Annotated in this window: 22 protein-coding genes; 6 read left to right on the forward strand and 16 right to left on the reverse strand. The window is 62.3% G+C overall.

Annotated features, from left to right (window positions below; translation table 11 throughout):
- Positions 1-26: 26 nt before the first annotated feature.
- The 8 genes from hutG to ftsY form a co-directional block, all read right to left on the reverse strand.
- Entirely contained in the window at positions 27-971 is a 945-nt protein-coding gene (gene hutG, locus OKB87_RS06775) for a formimidoylglutamase (RefSeq protein ID WP_270826916.1), read from the reverse strand.
- A complete protein-coding gene (hutI, locus tag OKB87_RS06780; protein ID WP_270826917.1) occupies positions 964-2,199 on the reverse strand; it encodes an imidazolonepropionase in 1,236 nt (411 codons plus the stop codon). The genes hutG and hutI overlap by 8 nt, the downstream gene beginning before the upstream one ends.
- Before the next feature lie 155 nt (positions 2,200-2,354).
- Positions 2,355-3,059, reverse strand: a complete 705-nt coding sequence (hutC, locus tag OKB87_RS06785) for a histidine utilization repressor (protein ID WP_029304402.1) — start codon at positions 3,057-3,059, stop codon at positions 2,355-2,357.
- Positions 3,060-3,070: 11 nt separating this feature from the next.
- Positions 3,071-3,730, reverse strand: a complete 660-nt coding sequence (gene can / locus OKB87_RS06790; protein WP_005308055.1) for a carbonate dehydratase — start codon at positions 3,728-3,730, stop codon at positions 3,071-3,073.
- Between the two features lie 200 nt (positions 3,731-3,930).
- Positions 3,931-4,785: an RNA polymerase sigma factor RpoH gene (rpoH, locus tag OKB87_RS06795; RefSeq protein WP_016349143.1), complete on the reverse strand. Its 855-nt coding sequence runs from the start codon at positions 4,783-4,785 to the stop codon at positions 3,931-3,933.
- Positions 4,786-5,237: 452 nt separating this feature from the next.
- The gene (gene ftsX / locus OKB87_RS06800) at positions 5,238-6,191 is read right to left on the reverse strand and encodes a permease-like cell division protein FtsX (protein ID WP_011704350.1); all 954 of its coding nucleotides are present in this window, start codon (positions 6,189-6,191) and stop codon (positions 5,238-5,240) included.
- On the reverse strand, positions 6,191-6,859 hold the full coding sequence (gene ftsE, locus OKB87_RS06805; protein ID WP_011704349.1) for a cell division ATP-binding protein FtsE: 669 nt from the start codon (positions 6,857-6,859) through the stop codon (positions 6,191-6,193). The genes ftsX and ftsE overlap by 1 nt, the downstream gene beginning before the upstream one ends.
- A gap of 90 nt (positions 6,860-6,949) precedes the next feature.
- The gene (gene ftsY, locus OKB87_RS06810) at positions 6,950-8,887 is read right to left on the reverse strand and encodes a signal recognition particle-docking protein FtsY (protein WP_270826919.1); all 1,938 of its coding nucleotides are present in this window, start codon (positions 8,885-8,887) and stop codon (positions 6,950-6,952) included.
- A gap of 110 nt (positions 8,888-8,997) precedes the next feature.
- Here ftsY and rsmD point away from each other — a divergent pair, with 110 nt between their 5' ends.
- Positions 8,998-9,627 (forward strand): 16S rRNA (guanine(966)-N(2))-methyltransferase RsmD, encoded by a 630-nt coding sequence (rsmD, locus tag OKB87_RS06815; protein ID WP_011704347.1) that lies wholly within the window; start codon positions 8,998-9,000, stop codon positions 9,625-9,627.
- Positions 9,628-9,735: 108 nt separating this feature from the next.
- A complete protein-coding gene (locus OKB87_RS06820; protein WP_016349137.1) occupies positions 9,736-10,047 on the forward strand; it encodes a DUF1145 domain-containing protein in 312 nt (103 codons plus the stop codon).
- 38 nt (positions 10,048-10,085) lie between these two features.
- Here the strand turns inward: OKB87_RS06820 and OKB87_RS06825 are convergent, their stop codons facing one another.
- Both OKB87_RS06825 and fabR read right to left on the reverse strand, forming a co-directional pair.
- Positions 10,086-10,451 (reverse strand): YijD family membrane protein, encoded by a 366-nt coding sequence (locus OKB87_RS06825; protein ID WP_113995426.1) that lies wholly within the window; start codon positions 10,449-10,451, stop codon positions 10,086-10,088.
- Between the two features lie 20 nt (positions 10,452-10,471).
- Positions 10,472-11,092 carry an HTH-type transcriptional repressor FabR gene (gene fabR, locus OKB87_RS06830; protein WP_005308043.1) on the reverse strand — a complete coding sequence of 207 codons (621 nt, stop codon included), beginning with the start codon at positions 11,090-11,092 and terminating at the stop codon, positions 10,472-10,474.
- A gap of 149 nt (positions 11,093-11,241) precedes the next feature.
- Here fabR and OKB87_RS06835 point away from each other — a divergent pair, with 149 nt between their 5' ends.
- Positions 11,242-12,360 (forward strand): fatty acid desaturase, encoded by a 1,119-nt coding sequence (locus tag OKB87_RS06835; RefSeq protein ID WP_270826920.1) that lies wholly within the window; start codon positions 11,242-11,244, stop codon positions 12,358-12,360.
- Between the two features lie 475 nt (positions 12,361-12,835).
- Here OKB87_RS06835 and OKB87_RS06840 read toward each other — a convergent pair whose 3' ends face one another.
- Positions 12,836-14,089 carry a phospholipase D family protein gene (locus OKB87_RS06840; protein ID WP_270826922.1) on the reverse strand — a complete coding sequence of 418 codons (1,254 nt, stop codon included), beginning with the start codon at positions 14,087-14,089 and terminating at the stop codon, positions 12,836-12,838.
- 77 nt (positions 14,090-14,166) lie between these two features.
- Here OKB87_RS06840 and OKB87_RS06845 point away from each other — a divergent pair, with 77 nt between their 5' ends.
- A complete protein-coding gene (locus OKB87_RS06845; protein ID WP_162847499.1) occupies positions 14,167-14,313 on the forward strand; it encodes a hypothetical protein in 147 nt (48 codons plus the stop codon).
- Positions 14,314-14,320: 7 nt separating this feature from the next.
- Here the strand turns inward: OKB87_RS06845 and OKB87_RS06850 are convergent, their stop codons facing one another.
- The 3 genes from OKB87_RS06850 to tatA form a co-directional block, all read right to left on the reverse strand.
- The gene (locus OKB87_RS06850; RefSeq protein WP_043160963.1) at positions 14,321-15,745 is read right to left on the reverse strand and encodes a lytic transglycosylase F; all 1,425 of its coding nucleotides are present in this window, start codon (positions 15,743-15,745) and stop codon (positions 14,321-14,323) included.
- Positions 15,746-15,973: 228 nt separating this feature from the next.
- A complete protein-coding gene (locus OKB87_RS06855) occupies positions 15,974-16,276 on the reverse strand; it encodes a DUF406 family protein (protein ID WP_011704341.1) in 303 nt (100 codons plus the stop codon).
- 14 nt (positions 16,277-16,290) lie between these two features.
- Positions 16,291-16,452: a twin-arginine translocase TatA/TatE family subunit gene (gene tatA / locus OKB87_RS06860; protein WP_039212841.1), complete on the reverse strand. Its 162-nt coding sequence runs from the start codon at positions 16,450-16,452 to the stop codon at positions 16,291-16,293.
- A 274-nt stretch (positions 16,453-16,726) separates the two neighbouring features.
- Between tatA and OKB87_RS06865 the strand changes: the two genes are divergently transcribed.
- Positions 16,727-17,695 (forward strand): LysR substrate-binding domain-containing protein, encoded by a 969-nt coding sequence (locus OKB87_RS06865; protein ID WP_065480118.1) that lies wholly within the window; start codon positions 16,727-16,729, stop codon positions 17,693-17,695.
- A 105-nt stretch (positions 17,696-17,800) separates the two neighbouring features.
- On the opposite strand, the gene OKB87_RS06870 is transcribed toward OKB87_RS06865, so the two are convergent.
- Positions 17,801-18,400: a YhgN family NAAT transporter gene (locus OKB87_RS06870; protein WP_010635400.1), complete on the reverse strand. Its 600-nt coding sequence runs from the start codon at positions 18,398-18,400 to the stop codon at positions 17,801-17,803.
- Between the two features lie 102 nt (positions 18,401-18,502).
- Complete coding sequence (locus OKB87_RS06875) at positions 18,503-18,748, reverse strand: YecH family metal-binding protein (RefSeq protein ID WP_019839960.1); 246 nt, start codon at positions 18,746-18,748, stop codon at positions 18,503-18,505.
- Between the two features lie 208 nt (positions 18,749-18,956).
- Between OKB87_RS06875 and OKB87_RS06880 the strand changes: the two genes are divergently transcribed.
- Positions 18,957-20,240 carry a dicarboxylate/amino acid:cation symporter gene (locus OKB87_RS06880; protein ID WP_026080178.1) on the forward strand — a complete coding sequence of 428 codons (1,284 nt, stop codon included), beginning with the start codon at positions 18,957-18,959 and terminating at the stop codon, positions 20,238-20,240.
- The last annotated feature ends 1 nt before the right edge of the window (position 20,241 follow it).

The raw sequence follows: 20,241 nt of genomic DNA on the forward strand, positions 1-20,241 counted from the left end.
GGTGGCGGCCGGCCGGTGGCAGGCCGCTACTTGGTTAACTGATGGACCAGCCGGGCGGCCACGCGGGCACTGCGGTTGTCCTGATCCAGACTCGGGTTGTACTCGGCCAGATCGGCGAGCCTGAGCTTGCCGCTGGCCCGGATATGGGCGATCAGGGGCTCGATGACCGCCAGCTCCACGCCGCGGGCGGCGGGGGCGCTCACTCCCGGCATCACGGCCGCCGGCAGCACGTCGAGATCGATGGTCAGATAGAGGTGATCGCAGCGGGCGATGAAGGCATCCAGCCCGCTGAGCAAGGCCGGCAGCTCGGCCGGCGTCATCGCCTCGTCCAGCACGTGCCACACCCCCAGCGCCTCGGCGCGCGCAAACAGCGCCCGGGTATTGGCGGTCTCGGCCACCCCGAGGCAGGCGTAGGTAAAGGGCGTGCCCTGGGCGGCGCACTGCTCGGCAATCTGGAAGAAGGGGGTGCCGGAGCTCGCCTGCTCCAGCTTCATGCGCAGGTCGAAGTGGGCGTCGAAGTTGATGATGCCCACCCTGCCCTTGCCGTTGAGATGGCGATTGAGGCCGCTCCAGCTGCCGAACGCCACCTCGTGACCGCCCCCCAGCACCAGCGGGAAATGACCCTCATCCAGCAGGCTAGCTACCCGTTCGGCCAACCGGCCATGGGCGGCATCGAGATCGCCATCCTCGCAGTTCACGTCACCGCTGTCATAGACGGGTCGACCCAGATGCCAGGCGCTGTTGGCCAGCAGCTTGCGCACCGCCAGCGGCGCACCGGCGGCCCCAACCCGCCCCTTGTTGCGGCGCACCCCCTCGTCACAGGCAAAGCCCACCAGGGCTACGCCCGGGGCGGCGCTGCCTGCTTGCGGCCAGGGTTGTACCTTGTCGTGCCAGCGCAGGGCCAGCTCGCCATCTTCCGGATCCTGGCGCCCCTGCCAGACCGACATGTCGACCGGGTGGAACTTATCCATGGAGCGTCTCCTCGCCGTTGACTACCCGGCTCACCAGCTGATCGACGCCGATGAGGTAGCTGAGCTCGGCCGGATGGCCGCAGTTCCAGACCAGAAAGTCCGCCAGCATGCCGACCCTGAGCTGCCCCAGCTGCTCCTGCTCGCCAAGCGCCCGGGCGGCGTGGCGGGTCACCCCGGCCATGGCCTCCACCGGGGTCAGGCCGAACAGGGTGCAAGCCATGTTCATGGCCATCCGCAGCGAGACGATGGGGGCCGTGCCGGGGTTGATGTCGGAGGAGACCGCCATCGGCACCCCCGCCTTGCGCAGCGCGGCGACCGGCGGCAGCTTGGTCTCCTTGAGGAAGTAGAAGGCGGTGGGCAGCAGGGTGGCTACCACGCCGCGATGGGCCAGCGCCTGGATCCCTTCCGGATCCAGGTACTCCAGGTGATCCACCGAGAGGGCGCCGAAGTTGGCGGCCAGCGTGCTGCCGCCCAGGTTGGAGAGCTGATCCATGTGCCCTTTCACCGCCAAACCGTATTGATCCGCCGCCAGATAGACCTGCTCGGTCTGGGCCAGCGAGAAGCCGATGTGTTCACAGAAGACGTCCACCGCATCGGCCAGGCCCGCCTCGGCGGCGGCCGGGATTATCTCCTGACAGATGGTCTCGACCCAGGAGTCGGGATCGTCGCGATACTCCGGCGGCACCGCATGAGCCGCCAGCAGGGTGGTCTTGACCCGGATCGGCAGCGCCTCACCCAGTCGGCGGGCGACTCGCAGCATCTTGAGCTCGTCTTCCAGGGTGAGGCCGTAACCGGACTTGATCTCCACCGTGGTGACCCCTTCCCGGATCAGGGATTTCACCCTCGGCAGCGCCAGCTCGAACAGCTGATCCTCACTGGCGGCGCGAGTGGCGCGCACCGTGCTGATGATGCCGCCGCCCTTGCGGGCGATCTCCGCATAGGGCACCCCCTTCTGGCGCAGTTCGAACTCTTCGGCGCGGCTGCCGGCGAAGATGAGGTGGGTGTGGCAATCGATGAGGCCGGAGGTGACCAGCTTGCCCTTCATGTCCTGCCAATGGGCGGGATAGGGGCCCTTGAGATCCTGCATCGGCACCAGGGCGTGGATTCGCCCCTCGTGAACGCCGAGGGCATGGGGCTCCAGCAGACCGTAGTCGGCCAGATCGGAGCGCAGGGTGGCGGGTGTCACGTTGAGCCAGACCCGCTCGCAGTTCAACAGTTCCTTGTTCATACCGACCTCTAAATGTATATACATTATCTTATATCCGATCTCTGACGGGAAAGAAAGGATCAAGTTCACATCTTGATAACAGCGTGTTCATTAGAGCTTAAACACAAAAAAGCCCGCCATAGGCGGGCTTGGTCAAAAAGAATTTGTATATGCAATTAGCTGAGACTGGTCTTGGAGCTCAACTTGTAGCGGGAGCCAGGCGACAGCAAACGGGCATAGGAGACCAGATAACCGTCGGACCAGGTACGCCGATGCAGCAGCAGGCAAGGGGTGTCGACCCGCACCTGCAACAAGCCGGCTTCACCGGCACTTGGCAGCACCGCCTCCACCACGTGCTCCATCTCGGAGAGGGGGCAGACCTCCATCAGATAACGGTTGGGGGTCTGGCTGGCAAAGTCCTGCTCACCGTACTGTGGCAGTCGTTCGGCATCGACGAAGCGCTCTTCCAGCTGCAGCGGCTCGCCATCGGCCTGATGCACGATGAGACTGTGGAAGATGGGGGCGCCGACCCGCAGGCCCAGCTGCACCGCCACCTTCTCGTCGGCGGCCTGGCGTTGCAGCCGGATCACCCGGCCACTGTACTGGCTGCCCCGCTCGGCGATCTCGTCGGCGATGTTGCGAATGGCCAGCAGCGGCGATTCGGTACGCCTGTCTGCCACGAAGCTGCCGGAGCCGGCGGTGCGCACCAGCCACCCCTCGGCCACCAGTTCGCGCAGCGCCTTGTTGACCGTCATCCGGCTCACGGCGAACTGCTCGCACAGGGCAGCCTCGGTCGGGATCCGGTCACCCGCCTGATAGTGGCGTTCGCGGATCCCGTCCAGGATGTGCTGCTTGATCTGCAGATAGAGGGCCGGTGCCAACGGGATGCTCCTCAGCGACGGCGGTGGGGCGGACGCATATCCGGCCAGGCGCGATAGACGTCCGGGATCTGCTCGGGCCCGCTGATGCAGAGATCGAGATCGTGCAGCAGACCATCCTTGATGCCGTAGATCCAGCCATGCACCGCCAGCTCCTGCCCCTTGCGCCAGGCGTTCTGGATGATGGTGGTGTGACAGACGTTGGCCACCTGCTCGGCCACGTTCAGCTCGCACAGGTAGTCGAAGCGCTCGTGCTCATCCTCGATGGCATCCAGCTGCTCGCGATACTTGAAGTAGACATCCTTGATGTTGCGCAGCCAGTTGTCGATGAGCCCCAGCTCCTGGTTCTGCATCGCCGCCTTGACGCCGCCGCAGCCGTAGTGGCCGCAGACGATGATGTGCTTCACCTTGAGTACCTCGACCGCGTATTGCAGCACCGAGAGGCAGTTGAAGTCGGTGTGTACCACCAGGTTGGCGACGTTGCGGTGGACGAACACGTCCCCCGGCAGCAGCCCCATCAGCTGGTTGGCGGGTACCCGGCTGTCGGAGCAGCCGATCCAGAGGTATTCGGGGGCCTGCTGGGCGGAGAGGGTAGCAAAGAATTCGGGATCCTCGGCCTTGATCCGTTCCGCCCACTCGCGGTTGTTGGTAAACAAGTCGTTCAAGAGTTTCACTATCTGCTCTCCCTACTGTGGCAGTGGCGGCAACATACCATACACAAGGGTAACCAAGGCAAGGCCGACCAGATCCCCGCCAAACAAAAACAGGGCCATCAGGCCCTGTTTTTATGGGAGGAAGCATCAGGCTTCCATGGCATCTTTCAGCTTCTTGAGGGCGTTTTTCTCAAGCTGACGCACCCGCTCGGCGCACAGGCTTATGCTTCCATCGCATCCTTCAGCTTCTTGAGGGCGTTTTTCTCAAGCTGACGGACCCGCTCGGCGGAGACGCCATAGGTATCGGCCAGCTCCTGCAGGGTGGTCTTGCTGTCATCGTCGAGCCAGCGGGCACGGATGATGTGCTGGCTGCGCTCGTCCAGGGTAGCCAGGGCCGAGCTCAGGCGACGGGTCGCATGATCGTCCCAGTTGTCGTTCTCGATGGTAGCTGCCAGATCGGAGGATTTGTCCTCCAGATAGTGGACCGGTGCGAAACCGCCCTCTTCTTCGTCATCACCGACCAGATCGAAGGCCTGATCGTAGTTGCTCATGCGCGCTTCCATCTCGGTGACGTCGGCGGCGGAGACGCCGAGGTCGGCAGCCACGGCCTGCACCTCTTCGTGGTTCAGCCAGCCCAGACGTTTCTTGGATTTGCGCAGATTGAAGAACAGCTTGCGCTGGGCCTTGGTGGTCGCCACCTTGACCATGCGCCAGTTGCGCAGAACGTATTCGTGAATTTCGGCCTTGATCCAGTGCACAGCAAAGGAGACCAGGCGCACACCGACACTCGGGTCGAAGCGCTTGACCGCCTTCATCAGGCCGATGTTGCCTTCCTGCACCAGGTCGGCCTGGGGCAGGCCGTAGCCGGCATAACTCTTGGCGACATGAACGACAAAGCGCAGGTGCGACATAACGAGCTGACGGGCAGCCTCGAGATCGCCACCCTGCTGCAAACGCTCAGCCAGTTCACGCTCTTCCTCTGCGCTCAGCACCGGAATCGAGTTTACTGCCTGGATATAGCCTTCCAGACTACCTTGCGGAATCAGAGCCATAGTGCGCTGCAATGAAGTTCCCATGTTCTACCTCTTACTTTTCAATCGAATCAGTCTAACACCCTGAGAGGGCCTGTCTACTGACCGGACGCCATTCTGCGGCCTGCATCAAACATGCTGAACATGTTTGAACCGGGGTTATCTTAGGCCGGCAGGATGAATCATGAATGAACAGTCAAAAAAAGGGGGTCACAATAAAGGACCCCCGAAAAGTAGCATGCTAAGTCCATTGTTGCGGAGCTCGCAACCTTCACATGCTTGCCAAGTCAGACGAGCAAGGCATAGGGGCCACACCCGTATAAATTCTTCAGCATTTCTAGACTGCTTATAAATCAGAAGGTTCACAGGATCCAGAGAAGATCCCGAAGATCGGCAATGTTCAGATTACTCCCAGAACGGCGGCCGTGCCAGAAACGGCCACTCTTTTACTTGATCCAGGTCGCAAAATCCAGCGCTTTAAAACGCTGATAAATTAATCAGGACGGTTCGATGTCGCGAATGTGACGATGGACCGAAAACCAGGAGGCGATCAGCCCCAGCAAGGCGCCCAGCAGGATCAGGTTGATCCCGTCCACCGCCCCCATCCCCACCAGCCGGAAGTTGCTGTTGTAGAGACCGGCCAGCTCCTTCACCACCCCCTCGCTCCAGATCACCATCACCTCGGTCAACCACCAGGCCAGCATGCCGCCGATGACCCCGAACCAGATGCCGGTATAAAGGAAGGGACGATGGATGAAGGCATCGGTCGCCCCCACCAGCTTGAGCACTTCGATCTCGGAGCGCTGGTTGAGAATATTCAGCCTGAGCGTGTTGCCGACGATCAGCAGCACGGCGGAGAGCAGCAGCACCGCGATGCCGGTGATGGTGTGGCGCAGCAGGTTCATGATCCCCTGCAGCCGGGTCAGCCACTGCAGATCCAGCTTGCCCTGTTCCACCCCGTCTTCGTTGTTGAGCTTGTTGAGCAGCTCGGCCGCCCCTTCCGGGTTCTGCCAGCGCGGATCCGGGATCACGCTCAGCACCGGCGGCAGCGGGTTGCTGTCGAGGTAGTCGAGCGCATCGCCAAACCCGGAGATCTCGCGAAACTCCTTGAGCGCCTCATCCCGGCTCATGTAGGTGACCGACTCCACCTCCGGGTAGAGCAGGATCCGCTGTTTCATGTCGAGGATGTTCTGCTCGGGCAGATCCTTGCGCAGATAGAGGGAGATCTGGGAGCTGGTCTGCCAGCTGCCCTCCACCACCTCGGCGTTTTTCAGCAGCACGTGGAAGCAGGAGGGCAACGCCAGGCTGACCCCCAGCACCGCCAGCGTCATCAGCGAGGCGAGCGGGTTGCGCCACAGCTCCCCCAGGCTGGAAAAAGCCTGCCGGGCGTGGTCGACCCAGTACATCATGAAGCGCCGTAGCGGTGGCTGTTTATGACGAACGATAGCCATCAGAGCTCCTCCCCTGCCGAATACATGCGACCCGCCTTGAGGGTCAGGGTGCGATAACGCATGCGGGCGATCAGCCCCAGATCGTGGGTGGCAATCAGAACGGAGACGCCGAAGCGGTTGAACTCCTCGAACAGTCGCATGATGTCCATGGAGAGCTGGGGATCCAGGTTGCCGGTCGGCTCATCCGCCAGCAGCAGCGGCGGCTTGTTGACGATGGCGCGGGCGATGCCGACCCGCTGCTGTTCACCGCCGGAGAGCATGCGCGGCTGGTAGCGTTCCTTGCCGAGCAGCCCGACCTTGTCGAGCGCCGCCGCCACCCGCTTGTTGATGTCTGCATGGCTGTAGCCGTCAATCACCAGCGGCAGCGCCACGTTGTCGAACACGGTGCGGTCCATCAGCAGCCGATGATCCTGGAAGATCATGCCGATCTGGCGGCGCACGTAGGGGATCTCCCCCCGCTTGATATGGCTGACGTCGTCGCCATGAAAGAAAACACGGCCGTCGGTGGGCCGTTCCATCACGCTGATGAGCTTGAGGAGGGTACTCTTGCCTGCACCCGAGTGCCCGGTCAGGAAGGCCATCTCCCCCTTGCGCAGGTGAAAACTGACCTTCTGCAGCGCCTGATGGCCGCCGCTGTAGACCTTGCTGACCTTGTCAAAACGGATCATAACGGTTCCCTGACAGTGACCAACCCCGACCAGGGTCGGGGCTGGGGGCGCACGACTCGCGGCGCCCGAGCTTGCTCATCGCGAAGGAGATCACTCCTCGCGACTGAAAAGCGCCTCGATGAAGTCGTTGGCGACGAACGGACGCAGATCGTCGATCCCCTCGCCCACCCCGATGTAGCGGATCGGGATCTGGAACTTGTCAGCCACCGCGAAGATGACGCCGCCCTTGGCGGTGCCGTCCAGCTTGGTAAGGGTGATGCCGGTCAGGCCCACCGCCTCGCTGAACAGCTTGGCCTGGCTCAGGGCGTTCTGGCCGGTGCCTGCGTCCAGAGTCAGCATGATCTCGTGGGGCGCCGCATCGTCCAGCTTCTTCATCACCCGCACTACCTTCTTGAGCTCTTCCATCAGGTTGCTCTTGTTCTGCAGGCGGCCGGCGGTGTCGGCGATCAGCACGTCGGCGCCGCGGGAGCGGGCAGCCTCGATGGCGTCATAGATGATGGAGGCGGAGTCGGCGCCGGTGTGCTGGGCGATCACCGGGATGTTGTTGCGCTGGCCCCACACCTGCAGCTGCTCGACGGCGGCGGCACGGAAGGTATCGCCGGCGGCCAGCATCACGCTCTTGCCCTCAGCCTGGAACTGCTTGGCTAGCTTGCCGATGGTGGTGGTCTTGCCGACGCCGTTCACGCCCACCATCAGGATGACGTAGGGCTTCTTGCTGGTGTCGATCACCAGTGGCTTCTCGACCTTGGCCAGCATCTCGCCCATGTCCTGCTTGAGCAGGCCGTAGAGCGCCTCGGCATCCTTGAGCTGCTTGCGATCCGCGTGCTGCACCAGCCCCTCGATGATGCGGCTGGTGGTATCGACCCCGAGATCGGCGGTCAGCAGTTGGGTCTCCAGCTCCTCGAACAGCTCGTCGTCGATCTTCTTGCCACGGAACAGGCCGAAGAAACCAGAACCGATATTCTCCTTGGTGCGCACCAGACTGCGCTTGAGGCGGGCAAAGAAGCCCTCCCGCTGCGGCTTCTCCTGGGTGTCGTCGTCCACCTTGGCGGCCAGCGGCAGGGCGGCCAAGGCAGCGGCCTCAGCCTCCATCTCGGCGACCAGGCGCAGATCTTCCGCTCGCTGGGCCTCTTTGGCGAGACGGGCCTCCTCGGCAGCCTGCGCTTCGGCAGCAATTCGCGCCTCTTCTGCAGCGCGAGCCTCGGCGGCAATGCGAGCCTCTTCTGCAGCGCGGGCTTCGGCGGCAATGCGAGCCTCTTCTGCGGCACGGGCCTCGGCGGCAATACGCGCTTCTTCTACGGCACGGACCTCGGCGGCAATGCGCGCCTCTTCTGCGGCGCGGGCTTCGGCGGCAATACGCGCTTCTTCTACGGCGCGGGCCTCAGCAGCAAGACGAGCCTCTTCCGCAGCGCGGGCTTCAGCAGCAAAACGAGCTTCTTCCGCAGTGCGGGCTTCGGCGGCAATGCGAGCTTCTTCCACGGCGCGGGCTTCGGCAGCAATGCGGGCCTCTTCTGCGGCGCGGGCCTCGGCAGCAACACGAGCTTCTTCCACAGCGCGGGCTTCGGCGGCAATACGAGTCTCTTCTGCAGCGCGGGCTTCGGCAGCAATGCGAGCCTCTTCTGCGGCACGGGCCTCAGCAGCAAGACGAGCTTCTTCGGCTGCCTTGAGCTCGGCAGCAACACGGGCAGCCTCTTGAGCCTGCGCTTCGGCAGCGGCACGCTCCTCTTCGGCCAGCAGGGCTTCATTGACGATCACCGGCTCCAGATCGGAGGCACACTCCTCCACCACCAGCGGACCATGGTCGTCCAGCTCGGCAGGTGGGCAGCAATCATCGTGCAAAACGGAATTCTGTGCGCTGGCGGGCACTTCAGCCGCCACGGCTGGCGTAGGATCGGAAACGGGAGCGGGGGCAGCAGCGACCTCGGGCTCAGCGGTAATCGGGGTGGCTTGCGGTGTCTGTGGTTGGACAGCCTCAGCCTCTTCTTTCTTGCGGCCGAAACCCAGCCAGGAAAACAAACCTTTTGCCATCTAAAAATACTCACATCAAAGGCTGACTGCTAAGATAGCCGTCCCTCGGCGGGTCGGCATAAAAATGAACCGCCTTATACTACCACTTTATTTTCTGACGACGAAACGCGATGCCCAGAGTGAAATCCAGCCGTAACGGCCCGAGCAAGAGCCCAGCCCCGCAGGGGAAATCGGGCTTTGTAAGAATCATCAGCGGTCAGTGGCGAGGCCGCAAACTGCCGGTCAGGGATGTGGAAGGACTCAGACCCACCACGGATCGCGTCAAGGAGACCATCTTCAACTGGCTGGCTCCGCATGTCCGTGGCACCCGCTGTCTGGATCTGTTCGCCGGCAGCGGCGGCCTGGGGCTCGAGGCGCTGTCGCGCTATGCCGAGCAGGTCACCCTGATCGAGATGGACAAGGGCGCCGCCGACCAGATCAAGAAGAACCTGACCACCCTCGGCAGCAGCCAGGGTCAGGTGATCCAGTCCGATGCCGTCAGCTGGCTACAGGGGCCGGCCACGCCGTTCGATCTGGTGTTTCTGGATCCCCCCTTTCGCCGCGAACTGCTGCCTCAGGTGTGCGAGCTGCTGGAGCAGCGCGGCTGGCTGGCACCAGATGCACTCATCTATCTGGAGCGGGAGAAGGAGATGGCCGATCTGCCGCTGCCGGCCAGCTGGCAACTACTCAAAGACAAACAGGCGGGCCAGGTCTGCTATCAGCTCTATCTGCGAGACACCAAGCATGACGCTGCGGTTTAAAGGGGAGATGGGCGCGGAGCCCCTCCCCGTCAATTTGGACAACGGCTCAAGGACAAGCAGGTCGATCAAATCAAGTCTGCTATCAACTCTATCTGCGGGAGGTAAACGATGAAGCGGGTGTTTAATCTGTTGGCGATGGGCCTCATCCTGTTCTTCTGGTTTGGCGTGCTGGTCAGCCTGATCGCCCCGCTGCCGGGCAAGCTCAACGGCTTTCTACCGGTGTGCGGCGTGATCGTGGCCCTGATGCACTGGGTGCAGGCCAGCATGGTCAAGGCGGCCTGCAAGCCCTACTTCGCGGTGAGCCGGCTCGAGTTCACCCAGGTGCTGGTGTTCGGGGTGTTCGGCATGGTGGAGATCCGCGCCAGGCTGCAGGCCATCGTCGACGCCAAGCAGCGCGGCACAGACAACAAAGCCGGGTGATCCCGGCTCTGTCATGGTGGTTCTGGAAGGAGTGCTGGTCACTCCTTCTCTTTTTTCCCCACGCTGATGCCGAGCTTGATGGAGAGCACGGCCAGCAGCAGCAACATCATGATGAGCGAGAAGAAGTTGCTGCCAAGCTCGGGGTACTGCACCTTGACCAGCGCCGAGTGGCCGAACACACCGATGAAGAAGCAGAGCAGCATGCAAACGGGTGTGTTGCCCTCCAGCGAGACATGACGGTAGTGCTGGTAGAGCTGATAGGCAGCCAGCACCAGGGCGATCATCGGGAAGAAGGAGAAGGGCACTACCGACTCCGACAAGACCGTCAGGGAGGCATCACCACAGATGCCGATGAGCAGGGCCAGCAGCAGGGGTTTCTTCGGGATCGGGTTCTGATCATGCATGGAGCTGTCCATCCTTTGACTTAAGAGAGAGGTTCACGGCGCTTCTGGTTCTGGACCTCGGCACCCATGGCGATCATGCGCAGCTGACGGATGGTGCGATCGGACAGGGCCCGGCACTCCTCGCTGGTCATGTCGAGGGCATCGGCACCGGCGCTGAAGACGATGGTCACCATGGCTTCGGCCTGGATGTAGGCCTCTTCCCGCGGCGCCCCCGTGGTGGCCTCGAGGTAATCGGTCAGCTCGGCGATGAAATGCTGGATCTCCCGCGCCACCGCCTGCCGGAATGCCGCCGAGGTGCCGGAGCGCTCGCGCAGCAGCAGCCGGAAGATGTTCGGATTGTTCTCGACGAACTCCATGAAGGTCTGCACCGAGGTACTGATGACGCTGCCACCCCCGGCGATGCGCTGGCGCGCCTGGCGCATCAGCTGGCGCAGGGTCAGGCCGCCTTCATCCACCAGGGTCAGTCCCAGCTCCTCCATGTCGCGAAAGTGACGATAGAAGGAAGTGGGCGCGATGCCGGCCTCCCGTGCCACTTCCCGCAGGCTGAGGTTGGAAAAACTGCGGTTGGCGCACAGTTGGCTGAACGCCGCCTCGATCAGAGTACGCCGGGTTTTTTCTTTTTGTTGCGCGCGAATACCCACGAAAACAGTCACCTTCAGGTTATCGAGGCCAAATGATAACCCGAAGGCTGCGCCAGGATCAGGTTTGTCTCCTACTTTTTTACCATTGACCCGAATTCTGGCTGCATGGAGAATGGCGCACAGCTGTTCGCTGAAAGGAACCGAGTGAGATGGAACGCCCCCCGATCATCATGACCAACACCCTGCTGTTTGCCCTCTCCGGGCTGACTGCACTGATCGCCGTGCCCTGGTACGGCATGACCCATGGCTATGACCTCTGGCAGTGGGGCAGCTTCCTGCTGCTGTTCTGCTATTGCGGCATCTCCATCACCGCCGGCTACCACCGGCTCTGGTCCCACAAGGCCTACAAGGCACACCCGATCCTGCAGTGGATCTTCGCCATCGGCGGTGCCCTCGCCCTGCAAAACTCGGCCCAGCACTGGTCTTCCGACCATCGTCGCCACCATCGCCACGTGGATGACAACCAGCAGGATCCCTACAGTGCGGGACGCGGTTTCTGGTACTCCCACATCGGCTGGATGCTGCGTGAATACCAGGGCGACACCTATCACGACTACAGCAATGTGCGGGATCTGCAGAACAACCCCACCGTCGTTTTTCAGCACAAGCACTATCTGGCGCTGACCCTGGCTACCAACATCGGCATCCCGCTGCTGCTGGGGCTCGTCCACGGCGATCTGCTCGGTATGTTGCTGCTGGCCGGGGTGCTGCGCATGGTGATGACTCATCACACCACCTTCTTCATCAACTCGCTGGCCCACATCTGGGGCAGCCAGCCCTTCACCGACCGCAACAGCGCACGGGACAACGGCATACTGGCCTTCTTCACCTTCGGCGAGGGTTACCACAACTTCCACCACCTGTTCGAGAACGACTATCGCAACGGCATCCACTGGTGGCAGTTCGATCCCACCAAGTGGCTGATCCGCAGCGCCTCCTGGTGCGGGCTGACCCGGGATCTGCGCGCCTGTCCGGAAGAGCGGATCGAACAGGCCAGGCTGGAGATGCAGCTGAAACGGGCCCAGGCCAAGCTGCGCAAGCAGGATGACAGGGAGCTGTGGCAGGCCCTGCTGCAGGAGGAGTACGAGAAGCTGAACCAGCAGTTGCAGCACTACTACGCCAGCCGCAAACGCCTGCTGGAGCAGCGCAAGCGCAAGGCGCTGGCCCGCTACGACCAACTGAAGCTGCAGCTGGAGTATCGCAACCTGCACGATGCCTTCATCGCCGCCAAACGCAACTGGAGCCGACTGCTGGCAGGCATCGCCTGACCCTGGAATGTCGGGCTGAACAAAGAAAAAGACCGCCAATCGGCGGTCTTTTTCTGGGCGCGGAGCAGCCAGCCATAAAAAATGGGGTGACACTCGCATGTCACCCCCTCGCAAATAGCATGTTCCATATTGGAATCCGGTCCTGTCGGGTTCTGCTGCTGCTTCCTGAGTTTCCGCTACCCATCTGAAGCAGGTGCCTGCTGGAGCAATCCAGTCGGCCAGTTCCCTTCACGACCCTCTTCCGCACGGCGGCAAGCCACCGTGTTGTCCTTGCAGTTGAAATATTACGCAGATAAATAAAATAAAAAACCGATTTATGCGCCCATGTATGCAAGTCGCAACCCTTCATGGAACTTCAGTCAGAAAACAATTCGATTAAAAACAATACGATAAACCAGTTCATCGCCATAGGATGGCAAACGTTATCCTCGAAGGCGCACAAGGCTTTGCGAGATCTCGCACACGCTCGCCCCGCTCACAACCAGCGCTGCAGCGGTAACCAGTCACTGACCCTGGCCAGCAGGCGGCGCAGGGTGGAGGGCGGGGCCGCCACCGAGTGGGAAGAGCGCTGCTGCCAGGTCGCCAGCCACTGCTGCAACTCGGCACACAACGCGGGACAGGCCAGATGCAGCACCAGCTCGGTGTTGAGCAGCAGAGAGCGCGGATCCAGATTGAAGCTGCCGAGCAGCGCCTCCTCCTCCCCCACCAGGATCAGCTTGGCGTGCAGACTGAGCGACTCCCCCTCCAGCTCCGACAGCGCGATACCCTGCCGTATCAGCCAGGGACGGTGACGGCGATAGGCGCCGTACACCAGCGGCACATCCGTGCTGGCCAGGGAGTTGGTCAGAATGTCAATGTTCACCCCCGCCTGCCGCTGCTGCCTGAGCCGGCGGCGCAACCCCCTGGTCAGGATGAGATAAGGGGTGACCAGACTCAGCGTGCCTTGGTTGTCGGCCAGCTTGCGCCAGAGCAGGCGTGCGGTGGTGGGTCGAGACACCAGCCCCTTGCCGGGTCGATCAAACCACACTTCTGCCTCTCCGGCATGCCAGCGCAGGGGAACGGGGTCGGGATCAAACAGGCTGGCGGGCAGGTCATAGACGGCCGCCACCTGCGGCTCGTTCATCGTCAGCAGAAAGTCGTTCACCACCTGCACCTCGGCCCGTTGCAACGGGCGCCGCAACAGACGGCGGATCGGGTGGCTCCAGCGGCTGCGCCAGAATTGATCGAACCCCTGCTCGGCCTGCTGGCAAAGCGGGCCGCGGCAGGCGAGATCCAGATCGACGAACTGGGGCGCCCCACCGAGCCCGAAGTAACGGTCCCCGATGTTGCGACCGCCGATCACCACCTGGCTGCCATCCACCAGCAACAGCTTGTTGTGCATGCGGTGATTGATGCGGCGAAAGCTGAGCAGCCCTTCCAGCAGCAGGGTCAGTGGCCGCCAGCCACGCAACCAGAAGGGATTGAACAGGCGCACCTCGATGCCCGGCTGATGGGCCACCATCTCCAGGAAACGGTTGTCGCCGGCATAGAGGTCATCGATGAGCAGCTGCACCCGCACTCCGCGCCGGGCGGCATGCAGCAGCTCCGCCAGCAACAGCTTGCCGCTGCTGTCCTCCTCCCAGCTATAGTACTGGGCCTGGATCCGGCTTCTGGCGCCGCGGATCAGCTGGCAGCGCAGTTTGAGTGCCAGCTCGGGCTGGTCTATCAGGGCGAATTCAGCGGGGATCATGGCGTCATCCGCCTGTCATGAGGAAATGGCATAACGCTGGCTAAGGGCCTCGTAGCAACAGGATGAAGGAATTTACCATGGAACTCACGGATCGCCCCGCCATCAGTCACAGACCGCAGGCCAGTGAGCCGGATCCCTCGCCAAGCGGCCAGCTGGCCCCCTGGTATCTGCAGCACAGGGATCAGGCCTGGCAGCCCTTCGCCCCGCCCGCCCAACCGCACTAGCAGGACGTCAGGGCTGGGCCACCGCCTCGATGGCGGCCGCCTTGCCCTCTAGCTGGGGCAGGCTGAAGCGGTAGGCCACATAGTACTTGTAGATGGTGCTGACATAGTTGATGGGCCCCTGGCCCACCTCATTGGCCACCAGCTGCTCCACGTTGCCGAACCAGACATTGGGATCCAGCCCGGCGGCCTCGGCCTTGGCCCTGAGCGCCTGCACCCGGTTCGGGCCGGCATTGTAGGCCGCCAGCGCAAACAGGTGGCGGTTGAGCACATCCAGCTTGGGATCATTGAAATAGGTGTCGAGGATCAACCGCATATAACGGCAGGCCGCCTCCACATTGCCCTCCAGACTGGCAAGCCGGGCACCGCGAATGCCCACCTCGCCGCCGGTGCTCGGCAACAGCTGCATGATCCCCACCGCCCCCCGTTCGGAACGGATATTGGCATTGAGGCCAGACTCCTTGTAGGCCAGCGCCGCCAGCATCAGCCAGTCCAGCCGGTACTTGTCGGCCTGCTGCTCCAGCACCTTGCGGATGGTCGACAGCCTGCCCAGCGGATCCGGCGCCAGTATGTTGCTCATCTGGTCGTTGCGCGCCAGCAGACGGCGCAGAGCCATGTCGCTGTAAAGGGTGCGCTTGCCGGCATCGGCCAGATAGTCGTTCACCGCCTTGAGCAACTCGGGACTGTTGTTGCGCAGGGCCCAGGCGCTGCGGCCATTGTCCCGCAGCGGGATCAGCTTGTGGGCCCGCAGCCCGCTGATCATGCCGAGCCAGATCCGCCCCTTGAAGCTGTCGGTCACGGTGAGCGGTATGATGCCGGCCGCCACCATCTCCAGCAGATCCCCGTCCTGCAGATATTCAGGCACCGTCTCGATATAGATGGGCGGCAGCCCCAACTCGCGAAACAGCCAGTTGAGCTGGCGCAGGCTCTCGTAATAACTGGAGCTGGCCCGCACCCAGACCCGCCGGCCAGAGAGCTGGGTGATGCGGTTGAAGGTCGGCAGGCTGTGCTGGCTCACCACCCACTCTTCGATGGGGGCGATCACCGGGTTGGAGAAGGTCACCTGTTCGCGCCGGGTTGGCGTCACCGTCATGTTGGCGGCCACCAGATCCCCCCGTCCCTCGGTGAGGTAGTCCAGCAGCTTGTCCTGGCGTACCGGGATGTAGATGATCTTGAGTTTGATCTTCTCTTTGGCCAGGTAGGTCTGATTCAGCCAGCGCTCGAACCCCTGCAGCTGGTTGACCAGGATGCCGTGCTGGGCCCCCTTGTCGAAGAAGAAGAAACCCCGCTCATAGACCACCAGGGCCCTGAGCTCTTTTTTTTGCAATATGCTGGCGAGATCCCCGGGCTGGGGCAACCGTTGCGGCTTGAGATCCGCCGCCAGCAGCGGCAGCGCACACAGAGCGAGCAGACCCCACAACCAGCGCAGCCTCATCATGATGCAAGCGCCTGCGGTTGCTTCGCTGCGAGCGGGAGCCAGTCAAACGGATGGCAAATAAAGGTGGGGAAAATGGCGAAGAGCCAGCGCTGAACCATGATGAGATCGCCTTCTGTTGGCCGACTCGCGTCGGGCAAAACCGTCTGTGGGATAACTAACTATAGAACGCGGACCCACAGCAGAAGGGTCAACACGGCAGGCAAGCCTGCCGTGTCATCAGCAGGCTCAGATAGAGCGGGCACGCATCTCGAAAATGAGTTTTTCGGCGGTGCAGGTGAATTGCAGGCGGGCTTTCAGGATCACGCCGTTGGCGCCCTGACTGAGTTCGCTGCTGCTTGTAGCTTCGGCAGTGACCTGCTTGGCCAGCGCCTCGTAGGCGGCCAGCTTGGCGCGAGCGTCGGCTTCTGCAGCGGCCTCGATCACCAACTCCATCACATCATCACCTTCGCCGATGATGGTACCAATTTCGGCGAAGCAGCCGCAGCTGTCACAGGTCTCGTTCAATTCCACTTTCTCTTCTACGGACATCATTCAACTCCCACTTATTTCGGCTGTGATTCATCGTCACGCAAGGCTTTGCGAAAATCCCTGATGGCGGTGCCCAGATCCTCTCCGGCACTCGCCAGGCGTTTGCTGCCAAACACCACGACGACCACCACGAGCAGGATCAACAAATGCCAGATATGAATTCCACCGAGTCCCATAGGGATACTCCTGACTGATAGATACCGATTGTTTGTATCAAAAGAAGGCGCAAAGATTGTTGGGCAAAATCAAGACAGGTGCAAGTTTGCAAATAAATCACTCAAAAAAATACGGCGACCCAGGGTCGCCGTATTGCTTGATGCTACTTGTCCCCTCAACCACTACATCCTGTACCAGCCGCCATCGAAGGCGAGAGACGTTTCGAGCATAAATTCGCCTAGATATGAAAACAAATGGTATAAATTCATCTAAGAATTGAAGAGGATTCATATCATGTTGCTGGAACAGTTGGGGCGTATCGACCTCAATCTATTGATTATCCTGCAAGTATTGCTGGAAGAGCGGAACGGCAGCCGGGCGGCCCGTCGGCTGCACCTGAGCCAGTCGGCCGTCAGCAAGGCGCTCGGCCGGCTGCGGGAAACCTTCGACGACCCCCTGTTCGTGCGCTCGGCCTACGGACTGGAACCTACCGCCCGCGCCCTCAGCCTGCAGCAGCAACTGCAACCCATCCTGCTGTCGCTCGACAACCTGATCCAGCCACCGGATTTTGACCCGTCCACCACCGAGCGGGAGTTCGTCATCGCCAGCATGGACAGCGCCTTCACCCTGTTCGCCCCGCTCTACTTGAGCGAGCTGAAACGACAGGCCCCCGGCATCCGGCTGCGCTACGAGGAGTGGACCGAGAACAGCCTGACCGAGATGAGCCAGGGCCAGGTGGACATCGCCTTCACGGTGCGGGAGAACTGCATCAACTCGGACTTTCGGCTCGACACCCTGCCCAACGCCATCTGCCAGCGGCTGCTCGCCATCGACGATCTGACCTGCCTGGTGCAGCACGACCACCCCGCCCTGCACGAACCGGAGTGGGATCTCACCCGCTACCTGGCCTATCCCCACGTGCAGACCTATTGCGAAGGGCGCGATCGCTGGATGCTGGATCACAAGCTGGCGGAGCAGGATCTCTATCGCCGTATCGAGGCAACCGTGCCCTCCTTTGAGGCGGCGCTGCGGATGGGCATGCACTCGGACATGATAGTGACCCTCTCCCGGCTCTACGCCCGCCACGCCACCCAGGTCTATCCGCTGGTACCGCTGCCGCTGCCTATCGCCCTCGACAGCATCTCCCACCTGCTGATCTGGCATCAGCGCCACGAGGAGGATCCCGGCCACCGCTGGCTGCGGGAAACCCTGCTGACCCTCATCATGGGCAAGCTGGAGCCCACTGCTGCCGAACCGGCCTGATTGTCGGCACTAGGCCGCAAGACCCTGACGGTCACCACGCCGGCTCTCAGGCAAAAAAATGGGGCTCGTCGAGCCCCGTGTCTTTTCTGTTGGCATGCCGGCCGGTCAGTTCTGACCGGTTACCGCCAGGTAGTGATGCACCCCGTCGAGCAGCATCTGCACCGAGATCATCACCAGCAGCATGCCCATCAGACGCTCCACCGCGGTGAGTCCTCGCTCACCCAGCAGCTTGTTGAATACCTCGTAGAACATCAGGATCACCGCGCTGGCGCCCCAGGCCATCAACAGCGCCAGCGACCAGTCCGCCATCCGGGTCGGCTCCTGGTTGGCCAGCAGCAGCAAGGACGCCAGGATCGAGGGGCCGGCAATCATGGGGATGGCCATGGGCACCAGGAAGGGCTCCTCACCCGCAGCCAGCCCGGTTACCCCGCCTTCACTCGGGAAGATCATCTTGATGGCGATGAGGAACAGGATGATGCCGCCGGCGATGCTGACCGCCTCCTGCCGCAGGTTGAGGAAATTGAGGATCTGCTGGCCGACGAACAGGAAGGCCATCATGATCACCAGTGAAAACAGCAGTTCCCGCATCATCACCTTGCGGCGCCGCTTGGGATCGATATGACGCAGGATCGACAGGAAGACCGGCAGGTTGCCCAGCGGATCCATGATCAGAAACAACATGACGGCAGCGGAGAAAGTGTCCATACAACGCCCAGGCTAAGCCTTCAACAAAAGGAGGGGAAAGAGGGCGAAATATAACAAAGGCGGCGGGATTCGGCGAGCGCGGCGGGCGCTCGCCGGCGGGGATCAACCGTGGTTGCAGATCTTGTCGGCGTGAGTCTGGAAACCCTGCTCCGATTCGATGAACTTACCGCGCTTGGCCAGGAAGTCGATCAGGGCCTCGGCATCCATCTCGCTGGCGCTGCAGGTGTGGAAACGGGCCTCGGCACCGAAGCGCTCGTCGATGGCCTGCTTGAGGCTGGCCCGGGTAAACTGGCCGCCATGCGCCAGCATCATCTCCATCACTTCGTGACCGTGTACCGATTGAGTCATTGCAAACCTCTTGAATAGACATATTTGATGCCTATTAAATCCTGCCCCACCGCCGACGACCTTGATATAGGCCAACAAATTGCCGATTTCCCTGCGTCCGTACTGGTGATGGCCGCGGCTTTGTCGATAATGTGGCAACCTGAGCAGGGGATGGCTACACTAACGCCCCTTTTTGCCACCGCAGACCGAATATAAGGACATTGGCGTCATGCTGTTCCATGGACTGGCTTTCAAGCCCTGGCGGATCTGGACCCGCCGCCCGCTCTGGTTGAAGACCCTGCTCGGCATGCTGACGGGGATCGGGCTCGGCGCCGGTTTCAGCGAGCAGGCGTTGCTGCTCAAGCCCATCGGCGTGCTGTTCGTCAACACCATCCAGATGCTGATGGTGCCCCTCATCTTCTGCTCGGTCATCGCCGGCCTCACCTCGCTGCTCAAGGGCAAGACCCTCGATCGGATCGCCGGCAAGGCCATCGGCCTCTACCTCTGTTCCACCGCCGTCGCCATCTGCATCGGCCTGATGATGGGCTGGCTGCTGGAGCCCGGCATGGGCGCCAACATGGGGCCCTATGAGCGGGTCGGCATGGCGGAGTCCCCCACCCTGGCCAGCGTGCTGAGCCACCTGGTGCCGCGCAACCCGGTGCAGGCCATGGTGGACGGCAAGATCCTGCAGGTGATCGTGTTCGCGGTGGCCCTCGCCCTCGCCCTCAACGCCACCGGTCGGCGCGGCCGCCCCGCCATCCTGTTCTTCACCTCGCTGGCGGAGGGGATGTTCAAGCTGACCCAGATGGTGATGGCGCTGGCCCCTTACGGCGTCTGCGCCCTGATGGCCTGGATGACCGGCAAGTACGGCATGAGCCTGCTGCTGCCGCTGCTCAAGGTGATCGGCGCCGTCTACCTCGGCTGCCTGCTGCACGTGCTCGGCGTCTACAGCAGCCTGCTGATCCTGCTGGCCCGCCTCAATCCGCTGCACTACTTCAAGAGCATCGTCGATGCCCAGGCGGTGGCCTTCACCAGCAGCTCCAGCAACAGCACCCTGCCCATCAGCCTGGCCTGCGCCGAGCGCCGGCTCGGGGTCTCTCCCGCCATCACCGCCAAGGTGCTGCCCATCGGCGCCACCATCAACATGGACGGCACCGCGCTCTATCAGGGAGTGACCGCCCTGTTCGTGGCCCAGGCCTTCGGGGTGGATCTGCACATGGTGGATTACCTCACCATCATCAGCATCGCGACCCTGGCCAGCATCGGCACGGCGGGCACGCCGGGTACCGGCCTGATGCTGCTGACGCTGACGCTGACCGCGGTGGGACTGCCGCTGGAAGGGGTGGCGCTGATCGCCGGGATCGACCGGATCCTCGACATGGCGCGCACCACGGTCAACGTCTCCGGCGATATTCTGGTATCCGTGTTGATTGCCCGCAGCGAGCGGGAGCTGGATCTGGCGACCTATCACGACGCCAGCGCGGGCGAGGACATCGACTTCACCCTGCGCTGAG

Source organism: Aeromonas sp. Y318-1, from assembly GCF_027706125.1.
In the GTDB taxonomy this organism is placed as follows: Bacteria; Pseudomonadota; Gammaproteobacteria; order Enterobacterales; family Aeromonadaceae; genus Aeromonas; species Aeromonas hydrophila.